We start from the raw sequence: 14,055 nt of genomic DNA, 5'->3' as shown, positions 1-14,055 counted from the left end.
CCATTAGTGATCGTTGTTATGTTCTGAGTTAGTTACAGAGATTGTTCTGCGTTCAGTCGTTTCGCATGTTCAATGGCATCGTCTTCCGGGGCGTTTGAACGTCCGAACGGTCGCGCCAGCGCCATGTACATCAGCCCGGACACCACCACCACCGCCAGCCCAACCAGCACCGTCCAGCGGTCGATAAAACTGCTGCTCTCAGCAGGTTGCGCCAGCAGCCAGATCCCGCACAGGCCATAGGCCAGCGCCAGCACGTTAACTAGCATTCCCCAGCCGCCCACGCTCCACTCCCCGGCAGGTTTCCAGCCTTTCAGGCGCTGGCGGAGGGCAGCCAGTACCACCATCTGGAAGGAGATATAGATACCGATAACCGCAAAGGCGGTGATGCGCGCGAGGTTGTCTGGCTGGAAATAGACCCACACGCAGATGGTCACCGGCAGCAGACAGCTGACGATCATCGCGTTGTCCGGCACGCTGTTTTTCGACAGCTTCGACATCCAGGTGCTACCCGGTAGCATCTGGTCGCGGGAGAAGGAGAAAATCAGGCGGCTTAAAGCAGCCTGCAGCGACAAAATGCACGACAACATGGCAATCACCGCGATGATGATAAACACCGTGGCACCGGTTTCACCGAGGGCTTCGTTGAGGATCGCTGGGATCGGATCGGTGATTTTGCCGTTGACGATGTTCATCAGGTTCGGCGACGCCAGCAGGTAGCCGAGGATCGACACCATCGCCGAAAGGGCGCCAAACACGATGCTCAGGATCATCGCAATTGGGATTTTTTTGCTCGGGTTTTTCACCTCTTCCGCCACGTTGCCGCAGGCTTCAAAACCGAAGAACATGAACAGGCCGATCAGCGCCGCCGCCATAAACGCGGGCTGGTAGCTGCCGTCTTTCGCCAGCACGCCCATGGAGTCAAACAGCACCGAGAACGGCTGCGCGCGGTGGAACAACAGTAGATAAATCCCCAGCGCAATAACGCTGACGATTTCACACCAGAAGCCAATACGGGCGACCCGCGCGAGGTTTTTGGTGCCCGACATGTTCACCGCCATCATCAGCAGTAACAGCACCACCGAGGTGATCAGCATGTTGCCTGCCGAGATCGCAAAACCGAACAGCGAGCCGACGAAGGTGGCGGTATATTCCGCTACCGAGGTGATGGTCACGACCAACGCCCACAGATAAATCCAGGCGGCGATCCACGCATATTTTTTGCCCCACAGGCGACGTGCCCACGGGTAAAGCCCCCCGGTAATCGGGTATTGCGAGGCCACTTCACCAAACACCAGCGCCACAAGAAGTTGCCCGCAGGCCACGATCGGGATCCACCAGACTGCCGGTGGCCCCGCCAGCGTCACCGCCAGCGCAAACAGGGAATAGACCGCCGTTAGCGGCGAGAGGTAGGTGAACCCGAGCGAAAAGTTAGAGATGAGTCCGATGGAGCGGTTAAATTGCGGTTTTGTATCGCTATGAATTTCTTCACTTTTCTTGCCAGAAGTCTGTTCCATACGTTTTTCTCTGTGTTGTTGATGTGTCGCAGGTAACACGGATCAAGGTATAGAGGAGCGCCAGAAGGCCGTACAGTCTCGCTGTCGTGATTTGTTAAAATTTGTAAGGATATGTCACGTTTTTGTTATTGTTTTTCTGATTTTTCCGTGAGGCTTATCACGCTATTGCCTTTGCATCGACAGAAAACCGCGTTTTTTGCTCCTTTTTCCCGCTCGTTTTTTACACCTACGTCACAAAATTCAAACAATTTGAGCGCTATATGCCCATTTCTCAAAAATGTAGATATTTTTAATTTATGGCGGCGAAATGCACAGCCCTGTCTCCTGAAGACTTTCTGAGAGGATTGATTTTGATGAATGCACTTACTGCTGTAAAACAGCCTGACGATGCGTTATCCCGTACTATCACTGGTTTCAGTATCGCGCCATCCGTGCAGTCTCCGCAGAGGTCACCCGGACCTGCGCCGCGAACTGATGCGTCAGCGCGGCTATATCAGCTAACCCCGTGGCGATTCAGATTGGACGTGTTTTCAGGGGGGCGATCATTCTCAATCTGCGTAGTGAAAATTTTTCAAGTTACTATTAATTATGTAATTGAATTTTTCCGTGGATAAATAACGGACTGAAATCACACATTAAAAAGTCCATCTACGTTTTATTGGTCGCCTATACATTTGTTTGGTAATCATGGATGAATCAGCGACCTGGCTACTTCAACTATTGGGGAAAAACGCGCCGTAAAGGCGACGTCGATAGCTCTCCTTATCATTTATTACCCTGGCACAGTCTGGATGTTGCAGCATGCGGCTGGCAGATGGTGATGAATAACCATTTTCATGCGGCAGATATTTTTGCCGAACTTGGATTTGCTCGTGACGACGCTGCACGTTGGTTTGCATGGGTGCTCGGCGCTCATGATCTCGGAAAATTTGCCCGTGGTTTCCAGCAGTTATCAAGCGAGGCGCATCCTTTATTAGTCCCGGCAGTGAGTGGTAAAGCGTATTGCGAACGTCATGATTCACTGGGTTACTGGTTGTGGAAAGATTACCTGGAACCTCGCTGGAAAGAAGTGGTTTGCAACGCAATACCTTTCAGTTATCAGCGGCAATCCGGTTATGCGTTGCATTGCTGGTTTAGTATCGCGACAGGGCACCACGGAAAACCGCCAAAAGAGAATGTGAAAGGGTCTCTGGCATTTACGTCAGAAGATAAAGAGGCCGCTGAAAACTGGCTAACCGATCTGTCACTCCTGCTTGGTATAGATACCTTACCTGAATGTTTTGCTGACAAAACCTGGCGGGAAAAGTTAAAGCAGCAGAGTTGGCTGCTGGCCGGGTTGACGGTGCTGGCCGACTGGCTGGGTTCAAATCAGTCTCACTTTCCTCTGGTGAGTGACATCTTTCCCCTGACTGAGTATTGGCAGCAAGCCCAGAGCCAGGCGCAGCAGGCATTACAGCAATTACCCACTCCCTCTGCTATCCAGGACTTTCACTCATACCGGGCCTTATTCCCTTTTATCGAACACTTAACACCGCTTCAGCAAAAGGCTTTAGAGGTAGATATTTCAGTACCAGGCCCGCAACTGCTGGTTCTTGAAGATGTTACCGGAGCAGGGAAAACGGAAGCCGCACTGATTCTGGCCCATCGCCTGATGTCTGCCGGGAAGGGCGACAGCCTGTACGTCGGGCTTCCCACAATGGCGACATCAAACGCGATGTTTCACCGCCTTTCTTTGGCCTATAGGGCGTTGTTTATAAAAAGCAGCATGCCTTCGCTGGTTTTAGCACATGGTGCTCGCCATATGTCTGATGCGTTTAATCACTCATTGTGGAGCGAAGAAAACAACGGGCAGCATCAATATGCGGCAGACGAAAGTGCCGCGAGCAGCGCTTGTAATATCTGGTTTGCCGATTCACGGAAAAAATCTCTGCTCGCTGAAGTCGGCGTTGGCACACTCGACCAGCTATTGATGGCTTCAATGCCGTTTAAACATCAGTCGCTGAGATTGCTTGGGCTTTTTGGCAAGCTACTGATTTTAGATGAGGTTCATGCCTATGACAGCTACATGGTACGCCTGCTCGAAGGATTACTTGAATTCCATGCCGCTCAGGGCGGTAGCGCGATAATCCTCAGTGCGACATTGCCTTACTCGCTACGTAGCAAATTACTGCGGGCATTCCAAAAAGGGACGGGGGGCAAATTACCGACTCCAAATCCGGATGCGCAATACCCCTGGTTTTCTTTGCTGACCACTCAAGGTCTTCATGAAAGCTTTACCGCTACACGTCCGGAGGTTGCCCGTGAAGTCAGTATCGCGTGGCTAACCCAGGCACAGCTGGCCGTTGAACTGATTGAGAGTGCTGTAAGCGCCGGACAGTGTATTTGCTGGATTCGAAATACGGTGGATGAAGCAACGGAAGTTTATCGTCAACTGAAGGAGCGTGGAACCATTCCGGCAGAGGATTTGCTGCTTTTTCATAGTCGCTTTGCTTTTATTGACCGGATGGAAATTGAAACCCAGGCATTGCGCCGTTTTGGCAAAGAGAGCACTTCTGCTGGCAGGCGCGGCAAGGTGCTTATCGCCACCCAGGTTATTGAGCAAAGCCTGGATATTGACCTCGACATTATGATTAGCGACCTGGCACCGGTCGATTTACTGATCCAGCGCGCGGGTCGTTTACAACGGCATCAGCGCGGGACGCGTATTCCCCCCGTACTGCATATTTTTGCCCCTGCCTGGCAGGACGCCCCCCAATCTGACTGGTTAACGGAAACGATTCCAGGAACCGGTTTTGTCTATGCCGACCACGCTTGCCTGTGGCGTACGCAGCACATTTTACGGGAAAAAGGTGCCATCAGGATGCCGGAAGATGCCCGTGAGTTAGTCGAAACGGTTTATCAGGAATGCGTTTCTGCCCCGCAAGGCCTGGAGCGGGCAAGCGACCAGGCCTATGGCAAAAATCTAAGTGCCAGCGGGGCTGCCGCACAAACACTGCTTCGGCGTGATGATGGCTACTCGCGGATTGCCAGTGATTATCCCTGGGATGATGTTGAACTCGCGACACGTTTGAGCGATGCCACTGTTGATCTCTATCTCGCCTGGCAAGACGGTGAGCCCTATGCCGAAGGAGAAGATCATGCCTGGGAGCAAAGCCGGTTGTCTGTTCGTGAAACACTATGGCGAAAAATGGCGGCCCATATCCCGCATCTGGAGGGCGACGCGCTGGAACAGTTGCGGTTGAAAATCCGCAATCCACTGGCGCAGGTAGCGCTGCTGGAAAGGGGAAAGGCGTCTGAGTTTTATAGTTATGAATCAGGTCTGCTGAACCAGGCAGATAAATAAAAGGGAGATTTATGCAGGAGAACATATGTTTTCACTGATTGTTGACGCCTGGCTACCCGTTATCGACCGTGCCGGGCAGCGCAGGAAAATATCACCACGGCAGCTATTCGATAACGACATTCTTGAACTGGCCTGGCCACGGGCGGATTTCCAGGGAGCCGCTTATCAATTGTTGATTGGCCTGATACAGACCACGATACCGCCGCGAGATGAAGAAGCGTGGGATGATATCTGGGAAGACAGTATCGAACCGGAGCGCTGGTGTGAGGCTCTGGAACGGGTGGCTGAAGCATTTCATTTTGGCCCGCAAAAACCGGCTTTTTTGCAGGATTTCGATACTCTGCCCGTTGAGCCATCGTCGATATCGGGTTTGCTGGTGGACGCGCCAGGTGGAAACACGCTCAAGCTCAATAAAGATCATTTTGTAAAACGAAACGCTTACCAGCAATTTTGCCCTCACTGTGCCGCGATGGCCTTGTATACCGTGCAGACGAATTCTCCTGCGGCTGGGGCCGGATTTCGCACCAGTATGCGCGGCGGTGGGCCGATGACGACACTGCTCGTGCCGCGCAAACCGGGCGAAGCGCTGTGGAGAAAGCTTTGGCTAAATGTCCTGCCCACGCGTGATGTCTGGCAAAAAGAGCAACTACCGCTGATTTTCCCCTGGCTTGCCCCCACCCGCAGCAGTGAAACGCCGAAAAATATTGTGACACCAGATAATGCCCATCCCCTTCAGGCTTACTGGGGGATGCCACGTCGTCTTGAGATTGATTTTAGCCACACGCAGCCTGGTGAGTGCGATTTATGCGGGGAAATGCACGAAGGTTTGCTGACCAGAATGCGCAGTAAAAACTACGGTGTGCAGTACGACACATGGGTTCATCCGCTCTCGCCTTATCGTCGTGCGGCAAAAGATGCCAGCGCGCCAATGATCCCGTTGAAAGGGCAGCCTGGTGGGCTGGCTTACAAAGACTGGCTGGGCTTAGTCATTGAGTCTGAGGAAAAGCTTAACTGCACGTTTCCCGCCAAAGTGGTTAGCGCAAATACCAAACAGAAACTGACTCATCTGTGGTGTTTTGGTTATGACATGGATAACGCCAAAGCGCGATGCTGGTATGAACACCGTCTGGCGCTGTCCACATTGCCCCAGGCGCATCAGGACGAACTAAAAAATCTGCTGCAACAGGCCGTGGAGCTTGCCACTGGTAGCCTGCCTTTATTGCGCTTCGCACTAAAAGAGGCGTGGTTCGAAACCCCAAAAGAAGCGAAAGGAGACTTCAGCTTCATTGATATCGCGTTCTGGCAGCAAACCGAAGCCGATTTCAGCACATTGTGGAAGTGTCTCAATCAATATCCGTCAGCCACATTCCCTGAAGCACGCGAAGCGTTATATCAGTGGCATATTTCGCTGCGTGATTATCTGTTCCGGGCATTTGATGAGCGTGCTTTTACCAACCCTGATGAGGTTGCAGACCTCGCACGAATTCTGCGCGCCCGCCTTAACCTTCATAAAAATTTCATCAAACAGAAGTGTTTAAAAGAGTTGTTGCAGTTAACGCATGAGTACGAGGAGAAACAGGATGTTTGAAGTTGATACCGCAAAACCCACAATCCTCACTGACCCGGCGGCGGCTAAAGTGCTGCGCCGCTGGTTTGATTTTTTACAGGAACGCAATAATCAGCATCAGGGTGTTGCGACAAATGGCCGCGCCTGGCGTGCGGAATTACGCCGCTCTGCCCAACCTTTTGGTGCCTTAACCACAGCCGCATTTTTTCAACTTAATCAGTCGCTTTTCGCAGCCGCACGCTTACAACAGAGTGATACCTTCGCGCTGGCAATCGTGGCTTATGTTGTCGCCCACGCACGAAAGGATGAGCCAAAAACGAGCTTTGCGCGCCAGCTTGGCGAACACATCAACGGTTCGGTTTGCCTTTCACGTTTGCGTTTTGATCGCCTGCTGGCCGTCAGGACACCCGCCGAATTGTGCAGCCAGCTCACCCGGGCGGTGAAGTTACGGGGCGATAACGGCGTCAATATCGTTTCGTTAGCCGACGGTATTCTTCTGTGGATGCGTGAATGGCAGCAGCGAGAAGAAAATATGTCTGTCGACAGTAACCCGTTTAACCGTTTCAGTGTGCGCTGGGCTAGTGAGTACTTGCTGGCGACAGAAAAATAATAGTTAAAATTAATGGAATAATCATCATGACAACGTTTATTCAGCTTCACATTCTTACCGCTTATGCTCCATCAAATTTAAACCGTGACGACACGGGCCGCCCTAAAACCGCCATTATGGGCGGCGTTGAGCGTTTGCGTGTTTCATCGCAAAGCCTGAAACGCGCCTGGCGCACGTCGGAGGTTTTTGAAGATGCGCTAAGTGGGCATATCGGCACCCGCACTCGCCGCCTGGGGACACAAATCTTTAAACAGTTACAGGAAAAAGGCGTTGCCGGGAAAACGGCGCTATCAATTGCCGGGAAGATTGCCGGCCAGTTTGGCAAATTGAAAAGTGATAAAGGGGCCAGTGCTGAAGATAATCTTGAAATTGAACAGTTGGTTCATGTCAGTCCGGAAGAGCAGCAACAAATTCAACAACTTTTAGCGGTACTTATCACCGAGGATCGCGAACCAAATGATGAAGAATTAAAACTACTGCGCGCTAATGCGCAGGCGGTAGATATTGCGCTATTTGGCCGCATGCTGGCATCCAAACCAGAGTTCAATGTAGAAGCGGCATGCCAGGTAGCACATGCCTTAGGGGTTAGTGCTGTCACCGTTGAAGAGGATTTCTTTACGGCCGTAGACGACCTTAACGGCAGTGAGACTTCAGGTTCAGCCCATATGGGAGAGCAGGGCTTCGCATCGGCGCTTTTCTATAGCTACATCTGCATTAGCCGCGATTTATTGCTGGAAAATCTAAACGGTAACGAAGAACTGGTCCAGCGAACCCTCCGCGCATTGACTGAGACAGCGTTAACCGTTTCGCCGGGTGGCAAACAAAATAGCTTCGCTTCACGCGCATGGGCCTCCTATGTTCTGGCTGAAAAGGGAACACAGCAACCGCGTGCATTATCTGTCGCATTTTTTAACCCCGTGCGTGGCGAAGACCAGCATGCTCAGGCGATAACGCGCTTACAGCAGCAACAGCAGAAATTTACTCGCGCGTATGGGCAGCAGGCTGATGAACAACGGTATGAAATGAATGTGGAATCGGGCGATGGCACCCTTCAGGAATTGCTGAACTTTGTCAGCCAGTAAGGAGTGATGATGTCCCGATATCTGATCTTTCAACTTTATGCGCCGTTAGTTTCCTGGGGAGAGGCCGCAGTGGGGGAAGTTCGCCACACCTCGGCTATACCCAGTCGCTCTGCACTGCTTGGGTTGCTGGCGGCTGCGTTGGGTATCAGGCGAGAAGATGAGCCGCAACTTCAGGTTTTTAATCAGCACTATCATTTTGCGGTCAGACCACTTTCACCGCGTGAGCAATGGGTGCGTGATTACCATACCGTTCAGGTGCCCAAAGAGAATCGCAAACGCCGCTACTCTACACGTCGCGATGAACTGATTCTTTCGTCAGATGAACCAGAAACAATGCTGACTTCACGGGAATACCGATGCGATGCCTGTTATCACATAGCCGTGCGGGAAACACCTGAAGCACCGTTCACGCTTGATGTGCTGGCAAGCTCGCTATTGGCACCCGTATTTCCGCTGTATTTGGGACGGAAATCTTGCCCGCCAGCATTGCCATTAAATCCGCAGATTATCGAGGGAACGCTGGCTGCGGTGTTTCATCGGGCTTACACAGACGAAAGCTACGGCTTTCATTGTGAAGAACTGGCCGCTATCAGTTCCGCGCAGTTATTTTGCGTCTGGGAGGGTGAGCATGAGGGCGTATCAGAATTCGCCACGCATCAGCGCAGTGATCAACCTCTCAGCCGGCGCCGTTGGCAATTTACGACCCGCGTACAACATTCTGGCTATCTTACGGAGGAGGGCTAATGTTCCTTTCCCGCGTCTCACTTGACCTGACGAAATTGCCTTCTGCCATGATGCACAAATGGCAAGTTTCCAGGCCTTATGCCAGCCATCAATGGTTATGGCAACTCTTCACACAGCAGAATGAAAGACCGTTTTTATTCCGCCATGAATCCACGCCGCAAGGAGAGCGGTTTTATCTGCTCTCGGATGTTGCTCCTGTTACGGAAGATGCTCTTTTTTCTATCAGCACGAAACCATTCACTCCGCAACTGGTGGATGGCATGACACTGGTTTTCGCTTTACGGGCCAATCCAGTCGTGACGCGTAATGGTAAGCGAAGCGATGTATTAATGGATGCAAAATATCAGGCCAAATTACAAGGGGTAGACCCTGGCGAATTTGCCGCCAGGCAACGTGAAGCCGCCATTGTGTGGTTAAAGGCACAGGGTGAAAGAGGGGGCTTTGCGATTGATCCGCTGGAAGTAAACGTGGTGGGTCAGCAGCGCCAGTGTTTTGCCCGTAAGTCAGGCGAGCGCCCTGTAACGTTCACCGCCGTGGATTTTGCCGGAAACCTGACCGTGACAAATGCTTCACTTTTTATGCAGACACTGAAAAACGGGCTGGGTAAAAGCAAAGCGATGGGGTGTGGGTTGATGCTGATTCGTCGGGGGTAAGATGAGCTACATCCCCTTATCACCCATCCCTTTAAAAGATCGTACGTCGATGATCTTCCTTCAGTATGGTCAGATTGATGTCATTGACGGCGCTTTTGTCCTTATCGATAAAACAGGCATACGTACACATATTCCCGTGGGGTCGATAGCCTGCATTATGCTTGAACCGGGCACCCGAATTTCGCATTCCGCGGTGCGTCTGGCCGCAACAACCGGAACCTTGCTTGTTTGGGTAGGGGAAGCCGGGGTGCGAATGTATGCCAGTGGTCAGCCGGGTGGTGCGCGATCGGACAGATTACTGTACCAGGCAAAACTGGCGCTGGATGAAGATTTGCGTCTTAAAGTTGTGCGCAAAATGTTTGAATTGCGTTTTGGTGAGCCAGCACCCAGCAGGCGTTCTGTTGAGCAATTACGGGGAATTGAAGGTGCACGCGTTCGCCAGACTTATGTTTTATTGGCGAAACGTTACGGTGTGAAGTGGAATGGCCGTCGCTATGACCCAAAAGACTGGGAAAAAGGTGATGTGGTAAATCAGTGCATAAGTGCTGCTACAGCCTGTCTTTATGGCATCACCGAGGCGGCTATTCTGGCAGCGGGTTATGCACCCGCCATTGGTTTTGTCCATTCAGGTAAACCACTCTCATTTGTTTACGATATTGCGGATATTGTGAAATTTGAGGGTGTTGTTCCCATTGCCTTTGAGATAGCTGCACAAACACCTCACAACCCGGATAAGGAAGTACGTCTGGCCTGCCGTGATGTTTTTCGTAGTCAAAAAACGCTGGCGCGATTAATCCCATTGATAGAAGAGGTTCTGGCTGCCGGGGAGATCGCGTTACCAAAACCGTTTGAAGATGCTCAGCCTCCAGCGATACCTGAACCTGTTTCTATTGGGGATGCGGGGCATCGGGGGTAGAACCATGAGTATGCTTGTCGTTGTTACCGAAAATGTCCCACCGCGCTTGAGGGGGCGTCTCGCGGTCTGGTTACTCGAAGTGAGATCGGGTGTTTATGTGGGAGAGGTTTCTCGCAAAGTTCGTGAAATGATTTGGTTGCAGATAACCGAACTAGCCCAGACCGGTAATATCGTTATGGCCTGGGCGGTGAATAACGAATCAGGATTTGATTTTCAAACATGGGGTGAAAACAGGCGCATGCCGGTAGACCTGGATGGTTTAAGGCTAGTGGCATTTTACCCTGTTGAAAATCAATAGGTTACTGTTCTTTAAAAACAAGGAAAAGTTGGTGGAATTTTTTCTGTAGATAAAGCTATTTGAAATCAGTTATATAGTTCAAGAGTGTTCCCCGCGCCAGCGGGGATAAACCGAAATTGAGTTAACCATGCAGTACGAAATGACCGTGTTCCCCGCGCCAGCGGGGATAAACCGCGTGGTCGGCGATTATGATTTGAGCCGTAAAAGTGTTCCCCGCGCCAGCGGGGATAAACCGCAATTGCTGAAAAACTTGATCACAATATCCTCGTGTTCCCCGCGCCAGCGGGGATAAACCGTTCTTCTGATGAAATAGATAACCACCGCTCATGTGTTCCCCGCGCCAGCGGGGATAAACCGGCCGATAGCTTTACTGATGCCTTGATAGGCCAGTGTTCCCCGCGCCAGCGGGGATAAACCGGCAGCGGTGAATCGCTGCTGTCCTATATTGGCGTGTTCCCCGCGCCAGCGGGGATAAACCGCAACTCCAGGAATTGCGGGTCATACAAAATATGTGTTCCCCGCGCCAGCGGGGATAAACCGGACTGATCGATTATTACGTGTGGCGCATTTCGGTGTTCCCCGCGCCAGCGGGGATAAACCGGCTGTCACGGCAAAATCGACGATTGATGCAGAGTGTTCCCCGCGCCAGCGGGGATAAACCGGGGGTACGGTTGCAGTCGCTGATGTATTTCAGGTGTTCCCCGCGCCAGCGGGGATAAACCGCGGCACGTAATGCAACTCATGGAGGCAGCCCAGTGTTCCCCGCGCCAGCGGGGATAAACCGTTTGTTGGCGCAGATGGTAATGTCATCACGACGTGTTCCCCGCGCCAGCGGGGATAAACCGCGCGTTGCGCATTCATCCGATGGTGCAGTGTAGTGTTCCCCGCGCCAGCGGGGATAAACCGCATGTCACGCTTAACCTGGCTGCGTCTGTCATGTGTTCCCCGCGCCAGCGGGGATAAACCGATGATTTACCGCTTGGCTGCGCAGAACAAATCGTGTTCCCCGCGCCAGCGGGGATAAACCGTAAATGTTCACAGACATCACCATCGCACAACGGTGTTCCCCGCGCCAGCGGGGATAAACCGGTTGAGCATCTTGAATGGTCGTACATTACAGTGTGTTCCCCGCGCCAGCGGGGATAAACCGTTTACTGGAAACAGAATAAGCGGGATAAGCACGTGTTCCCCGCGCCAGCGGGGATAAACCGCATCCATTGCAGAGGTGATTGTAACCGTCGCGGTGTTCCCCGCGCCAGCGGGGATAAACCGGTGCTGGCGCAGATTGTTGAGCACCAGGAAGCGTGTTCCCCGCGCCAGCGGGGATAAACCGCGCGCGGAAACGGAGGCTCAGCGTCAGGAGAAGTGTTCCCCGCGCCAGCGGGGATAAACCGATTATTTAGTGTCAACAAACCGGGCCGGGGCTGTGTTCCCCGCGCCAGCGGGGATAAACCGACACTGGTGGCCATCGGTACAGTGATGGAATCGTGTTCCCCGCGCCAGCGGGGATAAACCGTATCTGGATGCACGGAGAAGGGCAGACAGCGTGTGTTCCCCGCGCCAGCGGGGATAAACCGGGACTTCAGATCATCAGGATGGATAACCAGCAGTGTTCCCCGCGCCAGCGGGGATAAACCGGAAATATTGACCAAAACAGACCCGCTTCGGCGGTGTTCCCCGCGCCAGCGGGGATAAACCGCTAAAAACATGCTTTTGGCATTTGAGATGCGCGTGTTCCCCGCGCCAGCGGGGATAAACCGCCGGTAATAGTTCAGGCGCATAGTGATGGTGTGTGTTCCCCGCGCCAGCGGGGATAAACCGTTCAAATCCATCCATTTCACCCTCCCGTAATGGTGTTCCCCGCGCCAGCGGGGATAAACCGTCGTGATGACTCACGAGTCAATGAGGGAATGGGTGTTCCCCGCGCCAGCGGGGATAAACCGGGCGCGAGAACTGACATCTCCGGAATAATTCGGTGTTCCCCGCGCCAGCGGGGATAAACCGACGCTTTCCGGAACATGGCGAATAACGGGAACGTGTTCCCCGCGCCAGCGGGGATAAACCGTTTTTCAGGTGCTGTTTTTATCATGGCCACAAGTGTTCCCCGCGCCAGCGGGGATAAACCGGGCGCTAACGAGGCACTTGACCTGATGTGTTAGTGTTCCCCGCGCCAGCGGGGATAAACCGTTACCAATGCTGAACATTGTGCCATCATCAGTGTGTTCCCCGCGCCAGCGGGGATAAAGCGTCAAAAATCTGAGAGCGGCCGTCACCTGAAGTGTGTTCCCCGCGCCAGCGGGGATAAACCGATGGTCAGACGATGGACTGGACGAACAGCACCGTGTTCCCCGCGCCAGCGGGGATAAACCGCGGGGGCGCTGTGGTAGGCTTGATTGCAGAGTGTGTTCCCCGCGCCAGCGGGGATAAACCGCACAAATGCTGTTATAGGGTTTGCCGATAGCCGTGTTCCCCGCGCCAGCGGGGATAAACCGGAATTCAAAATGAAATACAGCATCATTTTTTTGTGTTCCCCGCGCCAGCGGGGATAAACCGAATGAAGTTGAGATTAAAGGCATTCCTTACCCGTGTTCCCCGCGCCAGCGGGGATAAACCTAACACTCTCCTTGGCGTTTTCGTTCTTAGTGCGTGTTCCCCGCACCTGCCGGGAATGTCAGGTGAATTATGCAACGCGCAAAGAAAGAAGCCATTCCCACGAATAGAAAGCGGTGCTCAGGCGTTTACTCATTGTTCACCTGCCACACTCATCCAGGAGTCGAAAATGAACGCTAACGCTTATCCTCGTCGTACTGCCCCCTTTATGGTTCTTCCCCTACTGCTCATTTGCCTGCAAACGCCACAGGTGTTGGCTATGGGGAATAATGATAGCAATAGCAAAACGCCTGACTGCCCGTCAGGGCAGGTCTATGACAGTGTCAGCAAGAAGTGCGTGCCTGAAAAAACCGGTAGCCTGAGCGACGAGGATAAAACGAATTATGCTTATCATCTGGCGAAAAAAGGTGAGTATCAGGCGGCGTTAAACCTGCTGGATACGCTCAAAAATAGCAATACGGCTGAGGCCTGGAACTATCGCGGCTACGCCACGCGCAAACTTGGCCGCACGGATGAAGGCATTGGCTATTATCAGCGCTCGCTGGCGCTTGAACCCAACTATGCTAAAGCGAGGGAATATCTCGGCGAGGCCTGGATGGTGAAGGGGCGTCCGGACCTGGCAAAAGAGCAGCTTAAGATCATTGCCGGGATTTGCGGGCAGAGTTGTGAGGAATATCGCGATCTTCAGGCCGCGATCGACGGTCATCCAGAATCCTGA

The 14,055-nt window shown here is 52.7% G+C and carries 10 protein-coding genes and 1 CRISPR repeat array; of the genes, 9 read left to right on the top strand and 1 reads right to left on the bottom strand.

What is annotated here, in order from left to right; genetic code table 11:
• Window positions 1-32 precede the first annotated feature (32 nt).
• Complete coding sequence (locus AC07NP_RS16350; RefSeq protein ID WP_494661089.1) at window positions 33-1,514, bottom strand: APC family permease; 1,482 nt, start codon at window positions 1,512-1,514, stop codon at window positions 33-35.
• 691 nt (window positions 1,515-2,205) lie between these two features.
• Between AC07NP_RS16350 and cas3 the strand changes: the two genes are divergently transcribed.
• The 9 genes from cas3 (at window position 2,206) to AC07NP_RS16305 (ending at window position 14,055) form a co-directional block, all read left to right on the top strand.
• Window positions 2,206-4,857, top strand: a complete 2,652-nt coding sequence (gene cas3 / locus AC07NP_RS16345) for a CRISPR-associated helicase Cas3' (RefSeq protein WP_494661088.1) — start codon at window positions 2,206-2,208, stop codon at window positions 4,855-4,857.
• Between the two features lie 25 nt (window positions 4,858-4,882).
• Window positions 4,883-6,445, top strand: a complete 1,563-nt coding sequence (gene casA / locus AC07NP_RS16340; RefSeq protein ID WP_494661087.1) for a type I-E CRISPR-associated protein Cse1/CasA — start codon at window positions 4,883-4,885, stop codon at window positions 6,443-6,445.
• Window positions 6,438-7,034, top strand: a complete 597-nt coding sequence (gene casB, locus AC07NP_RS16335) for a type I-E CRISPR-associated protein Cse2/CasB (RefSeq protein ID WP_494661086.1) — start codon at window positions 6,438-6,440, stop codon at window positions 7,032-7,034. The genes casA and casB overlap by 8 nt, the downstream gene beginning before the upstream one ends.
• Window positions 7,035-7,060: 26 nt before the next feature.
• Complete coding sequence (gene cas7e / locus AC07NP_RS16330; RefSeq protein ID WP_494661085.1) at window positions 7,061-8,116, top strand: type I-E CRISPR-associated protein Cas7/Cse4/CasC; 1,056 nt, start codon at window positions 7,061-7,063, stop codon at window positions 8,114-8,116.
• Window positions 8,117-8,125: 9 nt separating this feature from the next.
• On the top strand, window positions 8,126-8,860 hold the full coding sequence (cas5e, locus tag AC07NP_RS16325; RefSeq protein WP_494661127.1) for a type I-E CRISPR-associated protein Cas5/CasD: 735 nt from the start codon (window positions 8,126-8,128) through the stop codon (window positions 8,858-8,860).
• Complete coding sequence (gene cas6e, locus AC07NP_RS16320) at window positions 8,860-9,513, top strand: type I-E CRISPR-associated protein Cas6/Cse3/CasE (protein ID WP_494661084.1); 654 nt, start codon at window positions 8,860-8,862, stop codon at window positions 9,511-9,513. Before cas5e ends, cas6e begins: the two co-directional genes overlap by 1 nt.
• 1 nt (window position 9,514) lies before the next feature.
• Window positions 9,515-10,429 (top strand): type I-E CRISPR-associated endonuclease Cas1e, encoded by a 915-nt coding sequence (gene cas1e / locus AC07NP_RS16315; protein WP_494661083.1) that lies wholly within the window; start codon window positions 9,515-9,517, stop codon window positions 10,427-10,429.
• A gap of 4 nt (window positions 10,430-10,433) precedes the next feature.
• The gene (cas2e, locus tag AC07NP_RS16310) at window positions 10,434-10,727 is read left to right on the top strand and encodes a type I-E CRISPR-associated endoribonuclease Cas2e (RefSeq protein ID WP_494661082.1); all 294 of its coding nucleotides are present in this window, start codon (window positions 10,434-10,436) and stop codon (window positions 10,725-10,727) included.
• A gap of 84 nt (window positions 10,728-10,811) precedes the next feature.
• A CRISPR array of direct repeats spans window positions 10,812-13,341; the repeat unit is 29 nt; unit sequence GTGTTCCCCGCGCCAGCGGGGATAAACCG.
• A 204-nt stretch (window positions 13,342-13,545) separates the two neighbouring features.
• On the top strand, window positions 13,546-14,055 hold the full coding sequence (locus tag AC07NP_RS16305) for a tetratricopeptide repeat protein (RefSeq protein ID WP_370552337.1): 510 nt from the start codon (window positions 13,546-13,548) through the stop codon (window positions 14,053-14,055).

Source organism: Citrobacter sp. GW821-FHT07H02, assembly GCF_059418505.1.
Note: the sequence above shows the minus strand (reverse complement) of the source record. Positions and strands in the feature narration are given on the sequence as shown.